General features: G+C 70.3%; 22 protein-coding genes. 10 read left to right on the top strand and 12 right to left on the bottom strand.

What is annotated here, in order from left to right; genetic code table 11:
- Positions 1-210 precede the first annotated feature (210 nt).
- The 3 genes from CQ045_RS12015 to CQ045_RS12005 form a co-directional block, all read right to left on the bottom strand.
- Positions 211-855 (bottom strand): hypothetical protein, encoded by a 645-nt coding sequence (locus tag CQ045_RS12015; protein WP_105723978.1) that lies wholly within the window; start codon positions 853-855, stop codon positions 211-213.
- A 71-nt stretch (positions 856-926) separates the two neighbouring features.
- The gene (locus tag CQ045_RS12010) at positions 927-1,427 is read right to left on the bottom strand and encodes an amino-acid N-acetyltransferase (protein WP_105723976.1); all 501 of its coding nucleotides are present in this window, start codon (positions 1,425-1,427) and stop codon (positions 927-929) included.
- A 97-nt stretch (positions 1,428-1,524) separates the two neighbouring features.
- A complete protein-coding gene (locus tag CQ045_RS12005; RefSeq protein ID WP_105723973.1) occupies positions 1,525-4,056 on the bottom strand; it encodes an ATP-dependent Clp protease ATP-binding subunit in 2,532 nt (843 codons plus the stop codon).
- A 190-nt stretch (positions 4,057-4,246) separates the two neighbouring features.
- Between CQ045_RS12005 and CQ045_RS12000 the strand changes: the two genes are divergently transcribed.
- From CQ045_RS12000 to CQ045_RS11980, 5 genes are all read left to right on the top strand, one after another.
- On the top strand, positions 4,247-4,870 hold the full coding sequence (locus tag CQ045_RS12000; protein ID WP_105723971.1) for a hypothetical protein: 624 nt from the start codon (positions 4,247-4,249) through the stop codon (positions 4,868-4,870).
- A complete protein-coding gene (locus CQ045_RS11995) occupies positions 4,870-5,508 on the top strand; it encodes a hypothetical protein (RefSeq protein WP_105723969.1) in 639 nt (212 codons plus the stop codon). The genes CQ045_RS12000 and CQ045_RS11995 overlap by 1 nt, the downstream gene beginning before the upstream one ends.
- The gene (locus CQ045_RS11990; protein ID WP_105723966.1) at positions 5,508-6,281 is read left to right on the top strand and encodes a hypothetical protein; all 774 of its coding nucleotides are present in this window, start codon (positions 5,508-5,510) and stop codon (positions 6,279-6,281) included. The genes CQ045_RS11995 and CQ045_RS11990 overlap by 1 nt, the downstream gene beginning before the upstream one ends.
- The gene (locus CQ045_RS11985) at positions 6,278-6,532 is read left to right on the top strand and encodes a helix-turn-helix transcriptional regulator (protein ID WP_105723964.1); all 255 of its coding nucleotides are present in this window, start codon (positions 6,278-6,280) and stop codon (positions 6,530-6,532) included. Before CQ045_RS11990 ends, CQ045_RS11985 begins: the two co-directional genes overlap by 4 nt.
- A gap of 161 nt (positions 6,533-6,693) precedes the next feature.
- Positions 6,694-8,121: a dicarboxylate/amino acid:cation symporter gene (locus tag CQ045_RS11980; RefSeq protein WP_181156546.1), complete on the top strand. Its 1,428-nt coding sequence runs from the start codon at positions 6,694-6,696 to the stop codon at positions 8,119-8,121.
- 107 nt (positions 8,122-8,228) lie between these two features.
- On the opposite strand, the gene CQ045_RS11975 is transcribed toward CQ045_RS11980, so the two are convergent.
- The gene (locus tag CQ045_RS11975) at positions 8,229-9,962 is read right to left on the bottom strand and encodes a sodium:proton antiporter (RefSeq protein WP_105723962.1); all 1,734 of its coding nucleotides are present in this window, start codon (positions 9,960-9,962) and stop codon (positions 8,229-8,231) included.
- Between the two features lie 54 nt (positions 9,963-10,016).
- Between CQ045_RS11975 and CQ045_RS11970 the strand changes: the two genes are divergently transcribed.
- Complete coding sequence (locus CQ045_RS11970; protein ID WP_105723960.1) at positions 10,017-11,063, top strand: LLM class flavin-dependent oxidoreductase; 1,047 nt, start codon at positions 10,017-10,019, stop codon at positions 11,061-11,063.
- A 137-nt stretch (positions 11,064-11,200) separates the two neighbouring features.
- Complete coding sequence (locus tag CQ045_RS11965) at positions 11,201-11,410, top strand: methyltransferase (RefSeq protein WP_105723958.1); 210 nt, start codon at positions 11,201-11,203, stop codon at positions 11,408-11,410.
- 45 nt (positions 11,411-11,455) lie between these two features.
- On the opposite strand, the gene pheA is transcribed toward CQ045_RS11965, so the two are convergent.
- On the bottom strand, positions 11,456-12,406 hold the full coding sequence (pheA, locus tag CQ045_RS11960; protein ID WP_105723956.1) for a prephenate dehydratase: 951 nt from the start codon (positions 12,404-12,406) through the stop codon (positions 11,456-11,458).
- Between the two features lie 77 nt (positions 12,407-12,483).
- On the opposite strand from pheA, the gene pgm reads away from it, so the two are divergent.
- The gene (pgm, locus tag CQ045_RS11955; protein ID WP_105723955.1) at positions 12,484-14,127 is read left to right on the top strand and encodes a phosphoglucomutase (alpha-D-glucose-1,6-bisphosphate-dependent); all 1,644 of its coding nucleotides are present in this window, start codon (positions 12,484-12,486) and stop codon (positions 14,125-14,127) included.
- A 21-nt stretch (positions 14,128-14,148) separates the two neighbouring features.
- On the opposite strand, the gene CQ045_RS11950 is transcribed toward pgm, so the two are convergent.
- From CQ045_RS11950 to CQ045_RS11920, 7 genes are all read right to left on the bottom strand, one after another.
- Positions 14,149-15,258: a glycerate kinase gene (locus tag CQ045_RS11950; RefSeq protein ID WP_105723953.1), complete on the bottom strand. Its 1,110-nt coding sequence runs from the start codon at positions 15,256-15,258 to the stop codon at positions 14,149-14,151.
- The gene (locus CQ045_RS11945) at positions 15,255-16,325 is read right to left on the bottom strand and encodes a LacI family DNA-binding transcriptional regulator (RefSeq protein ID WP_105723951.1); all 1,071 of its coding nucleotides are present in this window, start codon (positions 16,323-16,325) and stop codon (positions 15,255-15,257) included. The genes CQ045_RS11950 and CQ045_RS11945 overlap by 4 nt, the downstream gene beginning before the upstream one ends.
- A gap of 28 nt (positions 16,326-16,353) precedes the next feature.
- Positions 16,354-17,118 (bottom strand): sugar phosphate isomerase/epimerase, encoded by a 765-nt coding sequence (locus tag CQ045_RS11940; protein ID WP_105723949.1) that lies wholly within the window; start codon positions 17,116-17,118, stop codon positions 16,354-16,356.
- A 118-nt stretch (positions 17,119-17,236) separates the two neighbouring features.
- On the bottom strand, positions 17,237-18,103 hold the full coding sequence (locus tag CQ045_RS11935) for a sugar phosphate isomerase/epimerase (RefSeq protein ID WP_105723947.1): 867 nt from the start codon (positions 18,101-18,103) through the stop codon (positions 17,237-17,239).
- Positions 18,100-19,272 (bottom strand): dihydrodipicolinate synthase family protein, encoded by a 1,173-nt coding sequence (locus tag CQ045_RS11930; protein ID WP_105723945.1) that lies wholly within the window; start codon positions 19,270-19,272, stop codon positions 18,100-18,102. The genes CQ045_RS11935 and CQ045_RS11930 overlap by 4 nt, the downstream gene beginning before the upstream one ends.
- 4 nt (positions 19,273-19,276) lie before the next feature.
- The gene (locus CQ045_RS11925) at positions 19,277-20,440 is read right to left on the bottom strand and encodes a Gfo/Idh/MocA family protein (RefSeq protein ID WP_105723943.1); all 1,164 of its coding nucleotides are present in this window, start codon (positions 20,438-20,440) and stop codon (positions 19,277-19,279) included.
- Positions 20,441-20,693: 253 nt separating this feature from the next.
- Complete coding sequence (locus CQ045_RS11920) at positions 20,694-21,650, bottom strand: LacI family DNA-binding transcriptional regulator (RefSeq protein WP_105724225.1); 957 nt, start codon at positions 21,648-21,650, stop codon at positions 20,694-20,696.
- Between the two features lie 173 nt (positions 21,651-21,823).
- Here CQ045_RS11920 and galT point away from each other — a divergent pair, with 173 nt between their 5' ends.
- Positions 21,824-23,026 (top strand): galactose-1-phosphate uridylyltransferase, encoded by a 1,203-nt coding sequence (gene galT / locus CQ045_RS11915; protein ID WP_105723941.1) that lies wholly within the window; start codon positions 21,824-21,826, stop codon positions 23,024-23,026.
- Positions 23,023-24,213 carry a galactokinase gene (gene galK / locus CQ045_RS11910; protein ID WP_105723939.1) on the top strand — a complete coding sequence of 397 codons (1,191 nt, stop codon included), beginning with the start codon at positions 23,023-23,025 and terminating at the stop codon, positions 24,211-24,213. Before galT ends, galK begins: the two co-directional genes overlap by 4 nt.
- The last annotated feature ends 34 nt before the right edge of the window (positions 24,214-24,247 follow it).

The raw sequence follows: 24,247 nt of genomic DNA, 5'->3' as shown, positions 1-24,247 counted from the left end.
CGAAGCGCTGGGGACGCTGTAGTTCGACGCCACTGGGGATGGCTTGGTGCCGCATGATGCGGAGAGTCACCTCTATGGTATCCCAAAGAGAAGCGCCTGTCAGCATCGCGTGCCGAAGGCACCCCACGTCGCGTCATTTCGTACGTCGGACCGATGCCGCGCGACGATTTTCGTGGACACTCGACGCGATCGCTTCGAACTCCGAGGCGATCAGTAGAGCAGGATCTGCGCGGTCGAGACGCTCGGGAAGCCGCCGATCGAGACCTCGACGTGGTACGACGCGCCTCCGCCCGGTGCCCGCTGCCGGTTCTCCTGGGCGCAGGTCTCGACGCTCGACCGCGTGCGGTCCCAGGTCACCGGGTCTTTGCTGGTGACCGTCGTCCCCGCGGTGAGTGTGGCGATCATGCTGCTCGGATTCTCCTGGCAGTCGGTCGAGCGCCACCAGACGTCGGCACCGCTGGAGACGGTGAACACCTGGGTGGTCGAACCCACGTCGATCGTGCAGTCCTCGGTGCCCTTGTTGGTCAACGAGATGGAGAGCTTCGGGAGGACGCCGGCGGCGTAGGTCTCGGCGTCGGTCACGGCCGAGACCTCGATGTCCTTCGCCTCGCACGCCACGATCGCCGGGGTCGCTTCGGCCGACGGGTCGGGTGAGGGCGATTCGGTGCCGGCCGTCGGAGCGGTCGTCGGTGTCGCAGACGAGGTCGCGGGAGGAGGGGTCGCCGTCTCGGCGGCAGCCCAGGGCCGCGCGATGAGGAGCCAGACCGCGATGCCGATGGCGGCGACGAAGAGGACGAGCAGGACGATGACGACCAGTCGCCGACGACGGTAGACGGCGGCAGAGCGACGGGGCATGACTCCAGGCTAAGCGATCCTCCGGTTGCATCCTGGGAGGCCGGACGGCGGGACCGTCCTGCGGCGCGTGCTCAGAGCGATTTGATCATGCGGGTGTTGCCGAGCGTGTTCGGCTTCACGTGCGCGAGGTCGAGGAACTCCTCGACACCGGCATCACCGCTGCGCAGCAGCTGCGAGTACACGTCGGGGTCGACGACCTGCTCGCCGATCGTCGTGAAGCCTCGGCGCCCGAAGAACTCGACCTCGAACGTCAGGCAGAACAGACGCGAGAGGCCGAGCGTCCGCGCATTGTCCTCGAGACGGTCGACGATCGCGCGACCGACACCGTGGTGCAGCCAGTCGTCGCGCACGAGCAGCGTGCGGACCTCGCCGAGGTCCTCCCAGAACACGTGCAATGCGCCGCAGCCGATCAGCTCGCCGTCCGCCTCGGCGACGACGAACTCCTGCACGGCGCCGTAGAGCACCGCCAGGTCTTTGCCGAGCAGGATGCGCTGCTCCACCAGCGGCTGCAGCAGGTTCCGGATGCCGACGACGTCGGCGCTGCGCGCCGGCCGGACGATGTACTCGCTCACGGGTCAAGCCTAGAACCCGCGACCCGTCGCCACCTGTGCCGGACACAGGAAAGGGGCGGATGCCGCAGCATCCGCCCCTTTCCTGTTCAGCCGAAGATCACTCCCCGCTGGCGACGGCCAGGTCGGGGGTGCCGGCGATCGCGCCGCCGCCGGTGTTGACACCGACTGCGACCTTCTCGCCACGCGGGCCGTGCTCGAACAGGAACTGTCCGTCCTTCGCGTCGACCTTCACGTGATCGCCCGAGTTGAGCTCGCCGTGCAGGATCTTCTCCGACAGGCGGTCCTCGATCTCGTGCTGCATCGCGCGACGCAGCGGGCGGGCGCCGAGAGCCGGGTCGAAGCCGATCTCGATGAGACGCTCCTTCGCGGCCTGCGAAAGCTCGATCGTCATGTCGCGGTCGAGCAGACGCTCGCCGAGGCGCTTGGTGAACAGATCGACGATCTGCACCAGCTCGGTCTTGGAGAGCTGCGGGAACACGATGATGTCGTCGACACGGTTCAGGAACTCGGGCTTGAAGTGCCGCTTGAGCTCTTCGTTCACCTTGCCCTTCATCCGGTCGTAGCTGGTCGAGTCATTGCCCTCGACCTGGAAGCCGACGGGTCCACCCGCGATGTCACGCGCACCGAGGTTGGTGGTCATGATGATGACCGTGTTCTTGAAGTCCACGATCCGACCCTGACCGTCGGTGAGACGACCCTCTTCGAGGATCTGCAGCAGCGAGTTGAAGATGTCCGGGTGGGCCTTCTCGATCTCGTCGAAGAGCACCACGCTGAACGGCTTGCGGCGCACCTTCTCGGTGAGCTGGCCGCCCTCTTCGAATCCGACGAATCCGGGAGGGGCGCCGAACAGACGCGAGACGGTGTGCTTCTCCCCGAACTCGCTCATGTCGAGCGAGATGAGAGCGGCCTCATCGTCGAACAGGAACTCCGCGAGCGCCTTGGCGAGCTCGGTCTTTCCGACGCCCGTGGGGCCGGCGAAGATGAACGAGCCCGAGGGACGCTTCGGGTCCTTGAGACCGGCACGCTGGCGGCGGATCGTCTTGGAGAGGGCGGCGATCGCCTCCTCCTGACCGATGACGCGCTGGTGCAGGGCCTTCTCCATGAAGACGAGTCGGCTGGACTCCTCTTCGGTGAGCTTGAAGACCGGGATGCCGGTGGCCTGTGCGAGCACCTCGGCGATCAGACCCTCGTCGACGACCGCGGAGGTCGCGACGTCGCCTGCACGCCACTGCTTCTCGAGACGGAGGCGCTCGGCGAGCAGACTCTTCTCCTCATCGCGGAGGGAGGCGGCCTTCTCGAAGTCCTGCTCCTCGGAGGCGATCTCCTTCTGCTCGCGCACGGCGGCGATCTTCTCGTCGAACTCTCGCAGCTCGGGCGGGCTCGACAGGATCGACAGACGCAGGCGTGCGCCGGCCTCGTCGATCAGGTCGATGGCCTTGTCCGGGAGGAACCGGTCGGAGACGTAGCGGTCGGCGAGGTTCGCCGCGGCCACGATGGCGCCGTCGGTGATCTGCACCTTGTGGTGCGCCTCGTAGCGGTCGCGCAGCCCCTTGAGGATGTTGATCGCGTGCGGCAGCGTCGGCTCGTTCACCTGCACCGGCTGGAAACGGCGCTCGAGCGCGGCATCCTTCTCGAAGTGCTTGCGGTACTCGTCGAGCGTGGTCGCACCGATGGTCTGGAGCTCTCCACGGGCGAGCAGCGGCTTCAGGATGCTGGCCGCGTCGATCGCGCCCTCGGCGGCACCCGCACCCACGAGGGTGTGGATCTCGTCGATGAAGACGATGATGTCGCCGCGGGTGCGGATCTCCTTGGTGACCTTCTTCAGGCGCTCCTCGAAGTCGCCGCGGTAGCGGGAACCGGCGATGAGAGAGCCGAGGTCGAGCGAGTAGAGCTGCTTGTCCTTCAGCGTCTCGGGGACATCGCCCTTGACGATCGCCTGCGCGAGGCCCTCGACGACGGCGGTCTTGCCGACGCCGGGCTCACCGATCAGGACGGGGTTGTTCTTGGAGCGGCGGGAGAGGATCTGCATGACCCGCTCCGCCTCCTTCTCGCGCCCGATGACCGGGTCGAGCTTGTTGTCGCGCGCGGCCTGGGTGAGGTTGCGACCGAACTGGTCGAGCACGGCGGAGCCGCCCTGGGTGCCGGCCGGCGAGTCGTTCGTCTGCGCACCGACGGATGCCGGCTCGCGGCCGGGAGCGCCGGAGAGCAGCTGGATGACCTGCTGGCGGACCTTGTTCAGGTCGGCGCCGAGCTTGACGAGCACCTGGGCTGCGACGCCCTCGCCCTCGCGGATGAGGCCGAGGAGGATGTGCTCGGTGCCGATGTAGTTGTGGCCGAGCTGGAGGGCCTCGCGGAGGCTCAGCTCGAGCACCTTCTTGGCACGCGGGGTGAACGGGATGTGACCGGTCGGCTGCTGCTGACCCTGGCCGATGATGTCCTGCACCTGCTCGCGCACCGCGTCGAGGGAGATGCCGAGACTTTCGAGCGCCTTGGCGGCGACGCCCTCGCCCTCGTGAATGAGACCGAGCAGGATGTGCTCGGTGCCGATGTAGTTGTGGTTGAGCATCTTCGCCTCTTCTTGGGCGAGGACGACCACTCGACGGGCTCGGTCCGTGAATCTCTCGAACATGCTGTGACTCCTTATTCGCACGGGGCGAAGCGCTGACGCCTGTGACGGTTCTCTGCGCCTGTACATCGAGAGTAACCACCGCGGATGCCGTGTATGCCCGTGTTCGCCGTGGGCATACCGGGGGTTGACCGAGTTATCGACAGTCGTTATGTTAACGACTGTCGATAACAATCAACGCTAGGAGACAGCGATGCTCACCAGAGAAGGACGCCCCTCGCTCGCGGACGGGATATCCCTCGGACTCATCGCGACGGGTGCGGTCAGCGTCGCGATCGGTGCGATCGTCGCGGTCGTGTCGGCCGCTTCGGAGGTGTTCGGTCCCACACCGACCGTGCCGATGCCCGTGCACGATGTCGAGCTGACAGCGCTGGACGACGTCTCCGGCGTGAGCGCGGCGACGGTCGACTCCGCGCTCGTCACCGTTCCGGCGATGCCCTCCGGCGCCCGCTGGATGCTGTTCCTCGAAGTCGCGCTCCCCGCTCTCGCGACCGTGGCGCTGTGCGCCGGCGTCTGGTGGCTCGGCGTCTCCCTCATCCGCTCGCGCCCCTTCCGCGCTTCGCTGGGTTGGATGTTCGCCCTCGCGGCGATCCTGATGATCGCCGGCTCGCTGCTCGGGCAGTTCGCCGGCGGCGTCGGCCGGGCCATGATCGTGCAGGACCTCGCGGCCGCGGACCCGCAGGTCGAGGACGTGCTGTGGACGCTCCTCGTGCGATTCGACCTCGCACCCGTGGGCTGGGCGTTCGCGCTCGCGCTCGTCGCGGCGCTGTTCGAAGTCGGCCGACGCCTGCAGCGCGACACGGAAGGACTCGTCTGATGACCACGACCGCCACCCCCACCCGGTCCGAGACCGCGGATGCCATCACCGTGATCCTCTACGCCGCCGCGGCGCTGGTCACGGTCGCGTTCGCCACGATCCTGCGCGTCGCGAGCACCTTCCGTGAGACGGGGATCGCCTGGACGATCCCCATCGACCAGCAGCCGATCTCGGCGACGACCGACTCCGGTGCCATCTCGATCGACGGTTTCGCCGACGAGGCCATGATCATCGCCGGCGGTGTGGACACGGTGACGATCGTCGCGATCATCGGCGCCATCGCACTGTGGGCGCTCGCGGCCCTCGTGGTCATCGCGGGCGTGACCCTGGTCGCCTGGAACTTCCTGCGCGGACGCTTCTTCGTCCGCGCGAACGTCCGGGCGTTCAACGCGATCGGATGGACGCTCGTGGGCGCACCGATCCTGATCGTGATGCTCGAGACGATGGGACGCAACGGCGTCACCGCCGCGCTCGGCCTCGGCGACGGCGAGCCCACGCACCTGCTCGACTTCTGGACGATCACGCCGTTCTTCGCCACCGGGGTGACGGTCGGCCTGGTCGCGGTCGCCTTCCGCCGCGGCATCCGACTGCAGCAGGAGAAATCGCTGCTCGAGAAGGAGACGGAGGGACTCGTCTGATGCTCTCCTTCGGATCGGACGAGCTCTGGCCGTCCCTGCTCAACATCGGGATCGCGCTCGTCGTGATCACGCTGATCGTCGCGGTCGTCGTGTGGAACAGCCGCCGCCGCGGCAGCCGCACCGTCGCGCTGGACGCTGCACTCACGCTTTCCGGGTGGTGGATCCTGCTCGGGATCCTCAGCGCCGTGACCTACATCATCAAGGCCTTCACGGTCGACTGGGCCGAGCTCGACGGACAGACATACGTCTCCATCGACTGGCCGGCGAACCTGCCGTGCTCCGAGTTCGGCGACAGCGCGACGACCATGCTCACCTGCGGCAGCGAGCCGCTCACGGAGTTCACCATCGGGAACGCCTCCCTCGGACTCCGGCTGCTCGCGGCCGCGGCTCAGCTCGGCACGCTCGCCCTGACCACGATGCCGGCCGTGATCCTCGCGGTCATCTGCTTCCAGACACTGCGCGGCCGGGTGTTCTCGCAGGCGGTGACGCGGGCCCTCATCGGCGGTGCCGTCGCCGTGCTCATCCTCGGAGTGGCTACCGACCTCCTCGGCGGCATCGCCGCCACGACCGGGCTGCGAGAGGTGTTCCCCAAGGACAGCGAGTGGTATCCGTCGGCGTATCAGCTCACCGTCACTCCTCTCCCCTTCGGAGCGGCGCTCGCCCTCGTCGCGCTCGCCGCGGTCTTCCGTCAGGGGACGCGCCTGGAACAGGACAGGGCGCGTCTGCAGCGGGAGACCGAGCGCCTGCAGAAGGACACGGAGGGCCTGGTGTGAGCCCTGCCGAGAGCGACGACGAGTTCACCGGCATCCACTGCCGGCTGGACGAGCTGCTCGCCGACCGCGGGATGACGCTGACCGAGCTGAGCGCCGCGGTGGGGGTGAGCATCGTGAACCTGTCGGTGCTGAAGAACGACCGGGCGCGCGCCATCCGCTACTCCACGTTGCGGGCGATCTGCGAGGCGCTCGACTGCGAGGTCGGCGACCTGCTCGTGCTCGCCGCCCACATGCGCGACATCACGACCTGACGACTCTCGTACATGACCTGGGTGTATTCGGGGATCTCGCCTCCGCCGGCACCGCGGCATCCGTCATCCTTCGTCATACGCGGACCCGGAATGAAACGACGCTCGTAGCGTTGAGCCTCATGGCGCGCACTCGGCGCGCCGCGATTCTGGAGTCCCCCTCAATGAGCACCACCGCACGCGCCCAGAAGGCGCCAGACACCCGCGGACCGGTCCGGAAGCTGCTGACCTCGTTCGGCTTCCAGATCCTCGCAGCCCTCGTCCTCGGCGTCGCCGCCGGTCTGATCGGCCGCCAGCTCGGCGCCACCGCCGAGAATCCGACCGGCCTGTCCGCGACCCTCGACACGATCGGCAACTCGTACGTGACGCTGCTGCGCGCCGCGGTCGTCCCCCTGATCTTCACGGCGATCGTCGCGAGCATCTCGAATCTGCGGCGCGTGCAGAACGCCGCGCGCCTGGCCGGGCAGACGATCCTGTGGTTCGCGATCACCGCCTTCATCGCCGTGGTCATCGGCATCGGTCTCGGTCTCGTGATCCGTCCGGGCGACCGCGCAGGCGCCGGACTCGAGCCGGGCGACCCGTACACGGTCGGCACCTGGTGGAACTTCCTGCTGGGGCTCATCCCGCAGAACTTCCTCGGCCTCACCGTCAGCACCTCGCCGGGCGAAGCCGACGGCACGTTCTCGTCGAGCGTCGGCTTCAACATCCTTCAGGTCATCGTGGTCGCGGCCGTCGTCGGCATCGCGGCCCTCAAGGCCGGCAAGAAGGCCGAGCCGTTCCTCGTCTTCACCGAGTCGCTGCTCAAGGTCATCCAGCGTGTGCTGTGGTGGATCATCCGCATCGCCCCGCTCGGCACCTTCGGCCTCATCGGCTCGGCCGTGATCAAGTACGGCTGGGAGAAGCTCGCCTCGCTCGGCTGGTTCGCCGCCGCCGTCTACATCGGCCTCGCGCTCGTGCTGTTCGTCGTCTACCCGATCCTGGTCCGCACACACGGCCTGTCGATCAAGCAGTACTTCTCGGGTGTGTGGCCCGCCGTGCAGCTGGCGTTCGTCAGCCGCTCTTCGATCGGCACGCTGCCCCTCACCGAACGCGTGACCGAGCGCAACCTCGGCGTGCCGCGCTCCTATGCATCCTTCGCCGTGCCGCTCGGCGCCACCACGAAGATGGACGGCTGCGCCGCGATCTACCCGGCCATCGCCGCGATCTTCGTCGCGCAGTTCTTCGGCATCGAGCTGAACTTCGTGCAGTACCTGCTGATCGTGATCGTGTCGGTCGTCGGATCCGCCGCCACCGCCGGCACGACCGGCGCCGTCGTCATGCTCACGCTGACGCTGTCGACCCTGGGCCTGCCGCTCGAGGGTGTCGGACTGCTGCTCGCGATCGACCCGATCCTCGACATGGGCCGCACGGCGGTCAACGTCGCGGGCCAGGCGCTGATCCCGACGATCGTCGCCAAGCGCGAAGGCATCCTGAACGAGGAGCTCTACAACGCGCCGCGCGAGGGTCTGCCCTTCGCCGACGACTCCGGCGACGACGAGGACGCACCGGAGGCCGGTCCCACCTCCGACAAGGAGCCGGTCGGCGCGCGCTGACCCGCACTTCCACCGGGTCGATCCACCCCTTTTACGGCCGAGCGGGCCCCCTGCGTGCGTACGCAGGGGGCCCGCTCGGTCGTAACGGGGTGGGTCGGCGTCGGATACTAGGCGCGGCCGGGCTGACGCGTGGCACCGCGGGTATCGAGCGCGAGCTCCTCGGCATCCATCGCGGCGATCAGCTCGCGCATGACCTCCTCGTCGAGGTTGCCGGCGTCGCGCTCGGCGAGCAGGATCTCGCGGCGCACCTGCAGCCACCCCTTCGACAGGGCGACGAGGTCTTCGTACGACGGCCGGCTCGCGGCGTCCTCCACCTTCTGCGCCTCGTCGGTGTCCTTCTCGACCCGCGTCATGCGCCTCGTGAACGCATCGAAGACACCGAGGTCGACTTCGCCGTACTTCGCCTCCCACTCGACGCGCTTCTCGGCGAGGAAGGCCTTCCCGGCCTCACGGCTCTTCGCCCGGATGTCCGCGAGCGCCTCTTCGTCCTCCTGCTCGTCGACGTCGCGGGCGATGCCCAGGCTGCGGATCAGCAAGGGCAGGGTCAGCCCCTGGATCAGCAGCGTGCCGACGGTGACGATGAAGGCCACCACGACGATGGCGTGCGACGCCTCGGTGTCGAGCGTGGCGAGGTCGGCGGCGGCCACCGCGATCGCGAGGGTGACCACCCCGCGCATCCCGGCCCACGAGATGACGGCGCTGTCCTTCCAGGTGAGCTTGAGTCCCGCCATCTGCTCGCGCACGATGTGGCTGCGCAGTTCGTCCGCCGTGTACTTCTCCCAGCGACGGGACTTGCGATGCCGCTTCTCGAACTCCCCCGACTCGACACCTCGATCCCACCGCTCCAGCCTCTTGCGATCCTGGAAGTTCGACCACGCACTCGTCGGGTAGATGTAGAGCGGTCGCACGATCAGCACCACGAGCAGCACCGCGCCGGAGAGCAGCAGGATCTGCCCGACGGACTCGCTGCCGAGATCGCTGAGCACGCGCGGGAACTGCAGCCCGATGTACGCGAACACGAAGCTCTCCAGCAGCAGGTCGGCCGAGAGCCAGAGCGGCTTCTCCTGCTGGCGCGTGGTGTAGTCGGTGCGCGGCGAGTTGTATCCGACGTAGAGCCCCATCGCGACGACCGCGAGGACCCCCGATCCGAGCAGGTGCTCGGCGATCGCGTAGGCGCCGAACGGCGCGAGCAGCCCGAACGTGCCGATCACGACCGGATCACTGATGCGCATGCGCAGCTGGTGCAGGACGATGCCGAACACCAGGCCGACGACCACACCGACACCGACTGCCACGAGGAACTGCCAGATGCCGTCCCAGATCGAGACGGTCGCGCCCGCGATCGTCAACGATGCGAACACCCGGTACAGCGTGAGCGAGGTCGCGTCGTTGATCAGGCTCTCGCCCGAGAGCACGGTCATGATGCGCCGCGGCAGTCCGAGTCGACGGCCGATCGCGGCAGCCGAGACCGCGTCGGGCGGGGCCACGATCGCGCCGAGCAGCAGGGCGCCGGGAAGCGTGAGCGACGGCAGGATCCACCACGCGACGAAGCCGACGGCGACCGCCGTGAGCAGCACCAGCCAGATCCCGAGCCGTCGGATCTGCGGGAGGCTGCGCTTGAACCCCACGAAGGACACGTCGAGCGCGGCCGAGTACAGCAGCGGCGGCAGCACGAGACTCAGGAGCACGTGCCCGTCGATGTCGAGGTCGGGCACGAACGGGAGGAAGGAGGCGGCGAGCGCCACGACCGTCACGAGCAGCGGCGCGGGCCATCCCCGCCAGCGCGCGAACGCGGCGACGGCGACAGACCCGACGAGGACGTAGAAGATGCCTGCTTCCATGCCCACCACGGTAGCGGGGGAATGGTGGCGTGCCGGCGCGCGTTGGGATGAAGGATGCCCGATACAGCTCTCTCCGTCCTCGACCTCGTCCCGGTGCGCACCGGCCAGACCAGCGCCGAGGCCGTCGCCTCCTCCCTGTCGCTCGCCGAGACCGCCGACCGCCTCGGCTACCGCCGTTACTGGTTCGCCGAGCACCACAACATGCCCGCGGTGGCGTCCACCACTCCCCCGGTGCTGATCGCGGCGGCCGCGACGCGCACGAACCGTCTGCGGCTGGGCTCCGGCGGCGTGATGCTGCCCAACCACGCGCCGCTCATCGTCGCGGAGCAGTTCGCCGCCCTCGAGGCGATCGCGCCGGGACGCATCGACCTGGGCCTCGGTCGCGCGCCGGGCAGCGATCCGGTCATCACCCAGCTGCTCCGGGGCTCGGGCACCACGAGCGACGTCGAGCAGTTCCCCCGGCACGTGCAGGACATCGCGGCGCTGCTCTCCGGCGACGGCGCGACCGTGCGCTTCACCTCGGGCGGCGAGTACACGGTGCGCGCGACGCCGGCAGCCACCGGGTCACCAGAGGTGTGGCTGCTCGGATCGAGCGACTACTCGGCGCAGCTCGCCGCCTCACAGGGGCTGCCCTACGTCTTCGCCAACCACTTCTCCGGACAGGGGCTCGAGCGCGCGCTCGACCTGTACCGCACCGGCTACCGTCCGAGCGAGGAGCACCCCGAGCCGCGCACGTTCCTCACCGTGAACGCGGTCGCCGCGCCCACGCAGGAGGAGGCGGAGGCCCGCGCCCTCCCGCAGCTGCGGATGATGGCGCGCCTGCGTCTGAACCAGCCGCTCCTCGCACTCGAGACCGTGGAGGAGGCCGCCTCCGCCGCGACGGATGCCGCGACCGACGAGGTCGTGCAGGCCGCCCGCGCGCGGTGGTTCGTCGGCACCGGCGAGAGCGTGGCCGCCGAGATCCGCGCCTTCGCCGAGCGCCACGGCGTCGACGAGGTCATGCTGTCACCGGTCGCCGCATCGTACGAGGGCGAGCCGAAGGACGCGTCCCCCGGTCGCGCACAGACCCTCGAGCTGATCGCCGCCGCTCTCGGGGGCTGACGCCGCGCTCTTTCCCTCGCCCTGTCAAGCCCTGGTATTCCGGAAGGCACAGGCGTAGCGTCACGATCAGTGTGGCCGTCCGGTGCGCAACCGCACCGGCGGACGCACGGGTCACCGGCAGCGGAAGGAGTTCGATCATGAGCACCACCAAGACCCTCGCCCTCTGGGTGGCATACGGCCCGAACGGAGTGGTCGGCAGCATCCGCCACGACGAAGACGGGTACACGGTCACGATGGTCGGGTCAGACGCCTCGACCGGCACCTACCCGAGCCTCGCCTCGGCGAAGGGCGCTCTGCATTCCCACATGGCACCGGGCAGCGACTGGCCACGATTCCAGGAGCACTGAGCCACGGCATCCGTCCGGTCGTGCTGGGCGACCGGACGGGTGACGTCACGCTTCCGGCTCGCCGGAGAGGATGCCGCGCAGCCAGTCGCGCGCCTCGACGAACACATCGTCGGAGTAGCGGTCGGGATATTGCACGATCTGCCGATCAGCGCGCGGGTACGACCCGAGGAAGACCACGCGCGGGCTGAACCGGCGGATGCCGAGCAGCGCGTCGGCCATCCGCTCGTGCTCGATGTGCCCGTCGGCGTCGATCACGAAGCGGTAGCGACCGAGTTCGTCGCCGATCGGCCGGGACTCGATGAGCGACAGGTTGATGCCGCGGGTGGAGAACTGCTCGAGCATCTCGAGGAGCGACCCCGGATGGTCGTGCGGGAGCTCGACGATCAGTGACGTCTTGTCGGCACCGGTCGGCTCGGGAGAGGGCGTCGTGCGCGTGACCAGCACGAAGCGGGTCACGGCCTGGGAGTTGTCGCCGATGCCCTCGGCGAGCACCTCGACGTCGTAGTGGTTCACGATGCCCGGAGCCGCGATGGCCGCCTGCGCGGGGAGCGTGCCGTCGAGCACCCCGATCGCGGAGGCCACATTGCTCGACGCGGGGACGTGCGAGTGCGACGGCAGGTGCACGCCGAGCCATCCGTGGCACTGCGCGTAGGCGACCGGATGCGCCGCGATCACCTCGACCTGGTCGAGCGTCGTGCCGCGCGGCGCGACGAGCACGAAGTTCACCCGCACCAGGTACTCGCCGATGATGCGCAGCCCCGGCAGCGTCGCCAGCGCGTCCTGCGTCGTGGAGACGCCGCCCTCGATCGAGTTCTCGATCGCGATCATCGCTGCATCGCTGCGCCCCTCGAGGACGTCGGCGAGCGCCTCGCCCACGTTGTGCACGGGGCGCCACTCCTGTCCGCGGGCCTCGGCGACCTGGTCGAGTGCCGCCTCCGTGAAGGTTCCGGCAGGGCCGAGATAGCTGTAGGTGCGGCGTTCAGTCACGGGTTTCACCTTAGCCCTCGCCGACCCGACCGATCTTCGGGTGACTTCCGGATGCGGTCACGCCGATCAGGGGGCAGACTGAAGAGATGACCAGCCGTGCCGGCCTCCCCGCGGAGGAAAGTGACCTGATCGACGTCGACGAGCTGATCGCCGCCTACTACGACCGCACCCCGAACCCGGAGGTTCCCGCCGAGCGGGTGGTGTTCGGCACCAGCGGCCACCGTGGCTCCTCGCTGACGAACAGCTTCAACGAGAACCACATCCTCGCCACCACGCAGGCGATCGTCGACTACCGAGACGCACAGGGCATCACCGGTCCGCTGTTCCTCGGCCGCGACACCCACGCGCTGTCGCTGCCCGCCGAGCGCAGCGCGATCGAGGTGCTGCTCGCGAACGGCGTGGACGTGCGCGTCGACGCCCGCGACTCGTGGGTGCCGACGCCCGCGCTCAGCCACGCGATCCTCACCTACAACCGCGGGAGGGCGGCCGACGACCCCGGCCGAGCCGACGGCATCGTCGTCACCCCCTCGCACAACCCGCCGCGCGACGGCGGCTTCAAGTACAACCCGCCGCACGGCGGACCCGCCGACACCGATGCCACCGGCTGGATCGCCGACCGGGCGAACGCCCTGATCGCCGCGGGACTCGAGGGCGTCGAGCTCGAGCGCTTCGCCGACATCGACTGGGACGCGATCACCGGCTACGACTTCCGCGACGCCTACGTGCGCGACCTCCCGTCGATCATCGACATCGATGCGATCCGCAACGCGGGCGTGCGCATCGGCGCCGACCCCCTGGGCGGAGCGTCCGTCGAGTACTGGGCGCTGATCGCCGAGATGCACGACCTCGACCTCGACGTCGTCAACCCCGAGGTCGATCCGACGTGGCGCTTCATGACGCTGGACTGGGACGAGAAGATCCGGATGGATCCGTCCTCGCCGTCGGCGATGGCCTCGCTGGTCGCGAAGAAGGGCTCCTACGACATCCTCACGGGCAACGACGCCGACGCCGACCGGCACGGCATCGTCACCCCGGACGCCGGCCTGATGAACCCCAACCACTACCTCGCCGTGGCGATCGACTACCTGTTCTCACATCGTGAGGACTGGCCCCGGGATGCCGCGATCGGCAAGACCCTGGTCTCCTCGATGATCATCGACCGCGTCGCCGAGTCGCTGGGTCGGCGCCTGCTGGAGGTCCCGGTCGGGTTCAAGTGGTTCGTACCGGGACTGCTCGACGGCTCGGTCGCCTTCGGCGGCGAGGAATCCGCCGGAGCGTCCTTCCTCCGCAAGGACGGCTCCGTGTGGTCGACCGACAAGGACGGCATCCTGCTCTGCCTGCTCGCCGCGGAGATCATCGCCGTGACGGGCAAATCTCCCTCGGAGCGCTATGCCGAGCTCGAGCAGGCGTTCGGAGCATCCGCCTATCAGCGCGTCGACGCGCCGGCGACGCCCGCGCAGAAGGCCACTCTCGCGAAGCTCGCGCCGGAGGCCGTGACGGCGACGACGATCGCGGGCGAGGAGATCACCGCCAAGCTGTCCCACGCGCCGGGCAACGGCGCGGCGATCGGCGGTCTCAAGGTGCAGACCGAGCACGCCTGGTTCGCGGCGCGCCCGTCCGGCACGGAAGACGTCTACAAGCTCTACGCCGAGAGCCTGCGCGGCCCCGAGCACCTGGCCGAGGTGCAGGCCGAGGCCCGCGCCGTGGTGTCGGCCGCGCTGGAGGACTGACTCCGAGCGCGGCGCCGCGCGTCAGGATGCGGCGGCGCGAGCCAGGACGGCACCGGCCTCGCGCAACCAGCGTGCGGGTTCGGCGAGCGCAGCCTCGGCTGATCCGGCGAGCGCGGTGAGGGAAGCGGATGCGGCGAACGGGGTCATGTCGGCGTCGTCGGCGATGCGCCCGGCGGCGAGCATCGCGCCCGCTCCGGCATCCGCGGCGAGCGAGGCGAGGAACGAGGGCACCTTGCCGTCGCCGGACTGCCCGTCGTAGGACCCCTCTCCCGTGATCACCACGTCGGCGTCGGCGATCGCGTCGGTCAGACCGATGAGCTCCGCCACCGCGGCGGCGCCCGGTGCGAGCACACCGCCCCAGACGACGAGAGCACCGCCGGTGCCGCCGGCCGCACCGCTGCCGGGAAGCGCGGCGTCGAGTCCCAGCAGGTCGGCGAGACGCCGCAGACCCTCGTCGACGAGCGCGATGTCCTCCGCGGCGCGCAGCCCCTTCTGCGGACCGAACACCGCGGCGGCCCCGCGCGGCCCGATGAGCGGGTTGGTGACGTCGGTGAGCACGCGCACCTCGGGGGCAGCACGCAGCGCCGTCAGGTCGACGGCGGCGATGTCGGCCAGCCCGCGCGCGCCGGGTGCGACCGGACCACCTGCGGCATCGAGGAACCGCGCGCCGAGCGCCGCGAGCATCCCGGTGCCGCCATCGGTGGAGGCACTCGATCCGATGCCGACCACGAGCCGGGAGACGCCGTGGTCGAGTGCGGCAGCCATCGCCTGGCCGAGGCCCGTGGTGTCGGCATCCCACGGACGCAGCTCATCCAGCAGTTCGATGCCCGAGGTCGAGCCGAGATCGACGACTGCGGTCCCCTCCGGCGCGTCCTCCGTCGGAGGCAGCAGCAGCCAGAAGGATCCGACGACCGCGCCCGCCGGCCCCTCGACCGCCACCGGCATCCGTCGGGCACCCGGCACCGCCGCCTCGAAGGCCGCGACCGTGCCCTCTCCCCCATCCGCCATGGGGCGAAGGACGAACTCGGCGTCGGGGTCCACCGCGGCCCAGCCGTGGGCGAGCGCCGCCGCGGCATCCGCCGCCGTGATCGTTCCCTTGAAGCTGTCCGGGGCCAGAACGACCCGGGTCACGCCGTGATCCCGGGAGTGCTCGCACGCACGACGACCTCGAGCGGAAGAGGAGGCTGCTCCCAGTCGGCGTCGACCGTCGCACGGAAGGCCTGATAGCCGACCTCGCTCAACGGCACGCGGACGGTCGTCAGCGCCGGCGTCACATCGCTGCTCGCCGGCACGTCGTCGAAGCCGCACACCGCGATGTCGGCACCCACATCACGCCCGGCATCGCGGATCGCGGACATCGCGCCGATCGCCACCACATCGCTGATCGCGAAGACGAGGGTGCCCGCCGGCACGCCGTCGGCGAGGGCCTCCGTCATGTCCGCTGCTCCGGATTCGCGTCGGAAGTCGCCTCGCCGCACGCCGGCGACGACGCCTCCGGCTGCCTCGAATCCGGCACGGAACCCGGCCAGGCGATCATCCGAGGTGCGCACGCCCTCCGCGGCGGCGAGCGCGAGGGCGGAACGGTACCCGAGCCCCGCCATCCGCCGGCCGAGGTCTTCAGCGGCGGCACGATTGTCGATCTCGATGCGGCGCTCCGCGTCGCCGTCCGGCCCGAAGGCGACGACCCGTCCGCCGAGACGGGCGAACTCGGCGAGATCGTGCGCGGTCTCCGCCTCCCGCGGCTCCTGCGTGCGGGAGGCCGCGAGGATCAGCCCGCGCGGGCGCTGGCCGCGGAGCGCACGCACGATGCGGGACTCGCGTTCCGGGTCGCGTTCCGTGATCGCGATCGTCACGACCAGCCCGTGCTCGTCGGCACCGCGGGCGACGCCCGACGCGATCAGGCCGAAGTACGGGTCGGCGATGTCGGCGACGAGAAGTGCGATGACCGGGGAGGTGCCGCGGGCGGTGGACTGCGCCGAGACGTTGGCGGTGTAGCCGAGCTCGGCGGCCGCGGACTCCACCCGCTCGCGGAACGACTCGGCGACCTTGCGCTCGGAGCCGTTCAGCACCCGCGAAGCGGTGGCCAGGGATACGCCGGCCTCGCGAGCGACATCGTGCAACGTGGGCGCTGCCCCCCGCGGGTGACGACGGGCGCGCGAGGCGGATGGCCGCTCCGCGGACGATGCGGGCTTGGTCATGCCCCAGAGCCTACTTCCCGGGTCATCATCACGCAGGCGCCCCGAGGTACTCGCGCAGTGCGGCGGCCTCTCCCGCCAGCAGCGCGGGGTCGTCTCCCGGCACGAACTCCAGCAGCGCATCGCGCGGTGGGCTCGCCTCCGCTCGCGCCGCTGCGGCGAACCTCGTCCACAGCGCATCGCGCGCCCGCAGCGGCAGCCGATCCCGCTCCGGCCACCAGGAGAAGACGTGCACTGCACTCGTGTGCGGCGCGAGCAGCCGGTACTCCGCGAGCGCGGTCTCGACCGAGGCCGCGACGGTCGGCTGCCAGTACGTCGAGAGGGCGGGGCTCCCCACCGCCGCGAGGAGCCGCAGGGTGGCCGGGGCCGTGTCGGCGAGGGTGCCGGAGTGGAACTCGAGGGCGAGTCCGATCCCCCGCGCCTCGGCCTCGGATGCCGCGGCCTGGAGCCGTGCGACCACGGCGGCTCCGTCGGCCTCGGTCGCCGCATCCGAGCCGGTGCGGCCGGCCCAGACGCGCACCCGGTCCGCTCCGAGCGCCTGCGCCGCGTCGAGCACGGGCGTGAGAGGCTCGTCCGCCCCCGCCCGGAAGTACGAGCCGTACGAGGCGACCGCGAGCCCGGCGTCGGCGGTGGCACGGGCCACCTCGGCGGCGCGGACCACGTCGCCCGGCGGCACATGCACGTCGCCGCCCCACTCGATGGCCTCGAGCCCGGCATCCGCGGCGAGCGCGATGATCTGCTCCGGCGCGAGTTCGCGGAAGGTCACCGAGCAGAGTCCTGGACGGATTCGGGTCATGGTGTCATCCTCCGGGCCGCTCCGCAGGCACGGATGCACGGCCGATTCGCGGATGCCGGATCAGAAGTCGCGTTGGGGGCCTGCATCCGTTCCTGCTTCCGACAAGTGTGACGCACTCTCAGCCGAGGTGCGGGGAGACCGCGGCGGCGAAGGTCTCCGCGGTGCGGCGCACGACCCGGTCGGGAGCATCCGCCCAGATGTCGGCGTTGAAGATCTCGACCTCGATGTCGCGGTCGTAGCCGGTCGCGACGACGGCACGGGTGAGCGAGCCGAAGTCGATGACCCCGTCGCCGGTGTAGTGCCGCGAGAGCAGCACGTCGGCGGCGAGCGGCGTCTTCCAGTCGCACACCTGATAGGTGGCGATGCGACCCTCTCGACCGGCCCGCGCGATCTGGTCGAGCACCTGCGGATCCCACCAGATGTGGAACGTGTCGACCGCCGCGCCGACGACCTCGGGCTCGAAGTCGGCGGCGATGTCCAACGCCTGGCCGAGCGTCGAGACGACGGCCCGGTCGGACGCGTACATCGGATGCAGCGGTTCGATCGCGAGTGTGACTCCGGCCGCTTTCGCCTCGGGAACCAGCACGCCGATCGCATCGCGCACGCGCTCGCGCGCCCCGATCAGGTCGCGTGACCCCGCGGGCAGGCCGCCGGCGACGAGCACCAGCACCGCGGTGGAGCCCTCGGCACCGGCGGCGGCGAGCGTCGCGGTCTCCTCGATGGCCCGGCGGTTGTCGTCGAGGGCGGCATCCCGCTCCGACCCTGCCGGGAGCGTGAAGAACCCGCCGCGGCAGTGGGTAGAGAAGCGCAGGCCCGAGTCGGCGAGCATCCGTGCGGCGGTGTCGAGGCCGACCTCGTTCACGGGCTCCCGCCAGAGGCCGATGGCCTGGATGCCGGCATCGGCGGTGACTCGCAGCGCCGTGGCCAGGTCGGCGTGCTTGATGGTCGCCTGGTTGATCGACAGACGCGGATCGACGGCGGTCATGCGTCCACCCCGTTCAGGCGCAGCATCCCGTGCCATCGTTCGCGGGCGAGGTCGGGCTGCTCGAGCGCGAGCGACGCGTTCGCCAGCTCGACGATCCGACTCAGGTGCGGCAGGCTGCGCGCGGAGTGCAGCCCGCCCACCATCTGGAATGCGGGCTGGTGGCCGTTCAGCCAGGCGAGGAACGCGACGCCCGTCTTGTAATAGAAGGTGGGCGCGGCGAACACCTGACGGCTGAGCTCCTCGGTCGGACCGAGGATGCGCAGGTAGGCCTCCGCGTCGCCGGCATCCAGCGCCTGGATCGCCGCCGACGCGACCGGGGTGATCGCGGCGAACGCCCCCAGCAGTGCGTCCGAATGCCCCGCGCCGTCGCCGACGGTGTCACCGCCGATCAGGCTCACGTAGTTGAAATCGTCGCCGGTGAACATGTGCACACTCTCGGGGAGCCGTTCGCGCACCGAGATCTCGGACTCCGCGTTCAGCAGGCTCATCTTCACGCCCGCGACCGTGCCCGGGTTCTCTTCGATGACCTGCAGGAGGACCTCGGATGCCGTCTGCCAGTCCTCCGCGCCGAAGTAGCCGGCGAGCTCAGGGTCGAAGGCCGTGCCCAGCCAGTGCAGCACCACGGGCACGGTCGCCCGCGACAGCACCTCGCGGTAGACGCGGCGGTAGTCCGCGGCATCCGTCGCCGCACGGGCCAGGTGCCGCGAGGCCATCAGCACGGGGCCGGCCCCCTGCTCCTCGGCGAAGTGCAGCTGCTCGGTATAGGCGGCGATCACCTGATCGAGCGAGATGTGCGTCTCGGCGACGTGGTCGGTGTTGACTCCGACCACGACCGATCCGCCCTCCTCGCGGGCGACCTCGGCACTGCGGGCGATCAGCTCGCGGGTGGCCGCGGCATCCAGCCCCATGTTCCGCTGCGCGGTGTCCATGGCATCGGCGACGCCGAGTCCCCACGAGTACACGTTCCGGCGGAACGCGAGCGTGGCATCCCAGTCGATGTCGGCGGGCTGCCCCGGGGTGTTGTCGGCGTACGTCTTCGGCACGACGTGCGCGGCCGCGTAGGCGACCCGGCTGCGCAGCGCGGATGCCGGCCGCGCATAGGAGCCGCCCTCGTTCAGAGCCGCGTCCGTCGCCGCTCCGTCGGCGGCCAGGAGTCGAAGGGTGCTCATCCCGTCAGTCCAGGCTCAGCGCCGACAGGGCGATCTTGCGGCCCTCGGCGCTGGAGGTCAGACCGGCCTCGGCGAACTGCACGCCGCGAGCGCCCGCGAGCAGGTCGAACGGGTAGTCGGTGCCCTCGACGTAGGAGACCAGGTACTCCTCCCACTGCTGGCGGAAGCCGTTGAGGAACACGTCGTTGGTCGGCACCTTCTGCCAGTCCGCGTCGTAGTCGCGGGTGTCTTCCAGGTCGGGGTTCCACACCGGCTTGGGCGTCGCGTTGCGCGGCTGGATCTTCGCGCCGAACAGGCCGACCACGGCCGAGCCGTGCGTGCCGTCGACCTGGAACTCGACGAGCTCGTCGCGGTTCACGCGCACGGTCCACGAGGAGTTGATCTCGGCGATCACGCCGCCCTCGATCTCGAAGATGCCGTACGCCGCATCCTCGGCGGTGGCGGTGTAGCGCTCGCCCTTCTCGTCCCAGCGATCAGCGATGTGCACGGCGGCCTGCGCGTAGACGCTCTTGACCTCGCCGAAGAGGTTCTCGAGCACGTAGTTCCAGTGCGGGAACATATCGGTGATGATGCCGCCGCCGTCTTCCGTGCGGTAGTTCCAGCTCGGGCGCTGCGCCGGCTGCCAGTCGCCCTCGAACACCCAGTAGCCGAACTCGCCGCGCACCGAGAGGATGCGTCCGAAGAAGCCGGAGTCGATCAGGCGCTTGAGCTTCTGCAGGCCCGGCAGGTAGAGCTTGTCGTGCACGACGCCGGTCTTGACACCGGCGGTGCGGGCGAGCCGCGCGAGCTCGAGCGCCTCCTCGAGGGACTCGGCCGTGGGCTTCTCGGTGTAGATCGCCTTCCCTGCGGCGATGGCCTTGCGGATCGCGGAGGCGCGTGCCTTGGTCACCAGGAAGTCGGCGTAGATCTCCCACTGCGGGTCGGCGAGGGCTGCGTCGAGGTCGGTCGTCCAGTCCGCGATGTCGTGCTTCGCCGCGAGCTCGGCGAGGGTGGCCTCGTTGCGGCCGACGAGCAGGGGCTTGACCGTGATGCGCGAGCCGTCGGGGAGCTCGATGCCCCCCTCGTCGCGGATCGCGAGGATCGAGCGCACCAGATGCTGCCGGTAGCCCATGCGTCCCGTGACGCCGTTCATGATGATCCCGATCTCGCGGGTGTTCGCCTGTGCCATCGTGTTCCGTTTCTCTCGCGGAGGTCGTTCGCGCCTTCTCGTCCCGGAGATCCTCGGAATCGGGAAAACGCTTTCCGAGATCATGACATGAGACACCGGCAGAGCGCAACCGGCGGTATCGGGAAGCCGGGAACCCCTGCCCGAGCAGGACACGGACGGGCGCGGGAGTCGTCGGATCGGTCGTGCGGCCGTACCGGATCGGGTAGTCGTGCCGGAGAAGGAAGGAGGCCGCGGCCGCTCAGCCCGCGGCGGCTCAGCCCGCGGCGGCGCTGGCGCGTTCGACCAGGGACGTCGGGATCACGGAGGATCGCGCAGACCTCGAAGATCCTTCGATCTCCGCCACCAGCACCTCGACCGCGCGGTGGGCGAGAGCCTCGAAGTCCTGACGGACCGTGGTCAGCGGCGGGCGGTAGTTCGCGGCATCCGGAACGTCGTCGAAGCCGATGACGCCGACATCCTCCGGCACGCGGCGGCCGGACTCGGAGAACGCGCGGAGCAGCCCGAGCGCCATCTGGTCGTTGGCGCAGAACACCGCGGATGCCGCGGCCAGGCCCGCCCCCGCCGCGAACCCGGAGTCCGAGCTCCAATCGCCGCGGACGACGGCGGGCGCACGGATGCCCGCGGCGACGAGCGTCTCCCGCCATCCCCGCTCCCGTTCCGCCGCCGCGAAGGACTCGGCGGGGCCGGCGAGGTGGTGGACCGTGTCGTGGCCGAGCGCCAGAAGTCGGGCCGTGGCCTCGGCCGCGCCACCCCGGTGGTCGCTGTGCACCGAGCTGAAGCCGGCATCCGTGGGCGCGTCGACCACGACGAGACGCAGCCCCGCAGGTGGCCGGGCACCCGACACGAGCGCCGACGCCTCGTTCAGGACGATCGCGCCGTCGACCTCCTGTTCGACAAGGCGCTCGAACGCCTCGGCGACGCCATCGGCCGCGGTGACGAGGGTGAGGGCGTATCCGCGTTCCGCCGCCGCCTCGGCCGTGGCCTGCAGCATCCGGGAGTTGCCGACCGTGGCGAGTGTGGTGACCACGAGGCCGATGGTCTGCGAGCGGCCGGTGCGCAGAGCACGGGCGGCACGATGCGGACGGTAGCCGAGTTCGGCCATCGCCCCCTCGACGCGGGCACGGGTGGCGGGGTCGACGCGCGGACTGCCGTTGACGACGCGCGACACGGTCTGTCCGGAGACTCCGGCGCGAGTGGCGACCATGGCCATCGAGACGCGCCCGGATGACGCGCGCGGCCGAACGGGCCCGCCTCCTGCGACCTGGTCGTCTCTGCTCTCGACCACCGCGCCTCCGTCCGGATCTGCGGCGCAACCTGCCCCGCGACTCGGTTCACAACTCCGCAGTGTTGACGTTATCACGGCGCTGCGCCTACCATGTTTACGTGAACACGGACGGTCTTCCTGAGCTGCGCACCGAGACGCTCGGAGCCGGCGTGGTCAAACGCGCCACCACCCTCGCCGACGGGCGCGACCTGATCTACTACGACGACCCCGGCACCGCGCTCGGAGCCGCACGTTCGATCGACGCCCGCGTCCTCGACCCTCGCCCCGACACCGCGACCATGCGCCTCGACGTGCTCACCGGCGACTGGATCACCGTCGCCGCCAACCGGCAGAACCGCGTCATGATGCCCGACGCGGACGCCGACCCGCTGGCCCCGCAGACTCCGGGCAACCCGTCGGAGGTTCCGTCGCGCTACGACGTCGCGGTGTTCGAGAACCGGTCGCCCGCCTTCGGCCCCGCGCTCGCCGAGGCGGTCGGCACCGCCCCGCAGGCGCCGGACGCCCCACGCGGGCTCGACGACCTCGCCGACCTCGGGCTCGGCCGCACCCGCACCGCGGTCGGCCGCTGCGAGGTCGTCTGCTTCAGCCCCGAGCACGCAGGCTCGTTCGGCACGCAGTCCGTCACCCGGGCCCGCACGGTCATCGAGGCCTGGGCCGACCGGACCGCCGTGATCTCGACGCTGCCGGGCATCGAGCAGATCTTCCCGTTCGAGAACCGCGGCGAGGCGATCGGGGTGACACTGCCCCACCCGCACGGGCAGATCTACGCGTACCCGTACGTGACGCCGCGCACCGCCCGTGTGCGGGAGTCGATCGAGCGGACCGCACCCGACCTGTTCCAACGGATCCTCGAGTCCGAGCAGGCCTCGGAGCGGGTGGTGTTCCGCGGCGAGCACTGGACCGCGTTCGTGCCCTTCGCCGCACGGTGGCCTCTCGAGGTGCACCTGATGCCGCACCGCCACGTGCCCGACTTCGCCGAGACGACGGATGCCGAGCGCGACGAGCTCGCCCCGCTGTACCGGCGTCTGCTCCGCGGTGTCGACGCGATGTACGAGACCCCGACCCCGTACATCGCCGCCTGGCACCAGGCTCCCGTGCACGTCGGACGCGACACCGTGCGCCTGCACCTGCAGCTGACGAGCCCGCGCCGGGCCGCCGACAAGCTGAAGTTCCTCGCCGGGTCGGAGGCCGCGATGGGGGCGTGGGCCGCCGAGGTGCCGCCGGAGGTGGGGGCCGCGCGCCTGCGCGAAGCGATCGAGCGCGCCTCGCAGGACCGGTCCGACGCAGGAGCGTCCGCATGACCGCCGCCCGCGACGCCCGAGAGCTGTTCACCTCCCTCACCGGACGCCAGCCCGACGGGCTCTGGTCGGCACCGGGACGCGTCAACCTCATCGGCGAACACACCGACTACAACGACGGCTTCGTGCTGCCGTTCGCCATCCCGCAGCGCACGGTCGCCGCGGTCGGGCTCCGCGCTGACGCCCGCGGCCGGGTCATGGTCGGCTCGACGTTCGCCGACGCGCCGGTCGAAGTGGGCCTCGACGAACTCGACGGTCTCTTCCCCACCGCACCCGGCACGCCTCCGGCCGTCCCGGACTGGGCCGCCTACCCGCTCGGGGTCGCGTGGGCGCTGCGCCGGGCGGCATCCGGATCCGGCCCGTTCGAGGCGCTCGACATCGCGATCGCCTCCGACGTGCCGGTGGGGGCCGGTCTCTCCTCCTCCGCCGCGATCGAAGGCGCGACGGCATCCGCCCTGAACGACCTGTGGGGCACCGACCTCGATCGCACCGCCCTCGCCGGCGTCGGCCGACGCGCCGAGAACGAAGCGGTCGGCGCTCCCACGGGGATCATGGACCAGATGGCGTCGATGCTCGGCGAGCCCGACACCGCGATCTTCCTCGACTGCCGCTCGCTGGAGACCCGGCTCGTGCCCCTCGGCATCGCCGCGGCCGGACTCGCGATCCTCGTGATCGACACCCGCGTGAAGCACGCGCATTCGACGGGCGGTTACCGCGAGCGCCGAGCATCCTGTGAGCTGGGCGCCTCTCTCCTGGGCGTGCCGGCACTGCGCGATGTGTCGATCGCCGATCTGCCGCACGCCGAGGAGCTGATGGACGATGTGACCTTCCGTCGCGTGCGCCACATCGTCACCGAGAACCAGCGTGTGCTCGACACGGTGCGGCTGCTCCGCGAGGAGGGTGTGCGTGCGATCGGGGATCTGCTCGTCGCCTCCCACGTGTCGATGCGCGACGACTTCGAGATCTCGACCCCCGAGCTCGACACCGCGGTCGACACCGCGCTCTCCGCCGGAGCCCTCGGCGCGCGCATGACCGGTGGCGGCTTCGGCGGTGCCGCGATCGCCCTCCTCGAGCAGGATGCCGTCGACGCCGTATCGGATGCCGTCGACGCGGCGTTCGCGGCATCCGGCTTCGCCGCTCCCCTGCTGTTCACCGTCGCCCCCTCCGCCGGCGCGCACCGCGACGCCTGACAGAATGATCCACGGGCCGCGACGACGCCGCGGC

The sequence above is a fragment of the Microbacterium sp. MYb66 genome (assembly GCF_002979435.1).
Taxonomy (GTDB): Bacteria; Actinomycetota; Actinomycetes; order Actinomycetales; family Microbacteriaceae; genus Microbacterium.
The sequence above is the reverse complement of the archived record's forward strand: the minus strand, read 5'-3'. Positions and strand labels throughout refer to the sequence as shown.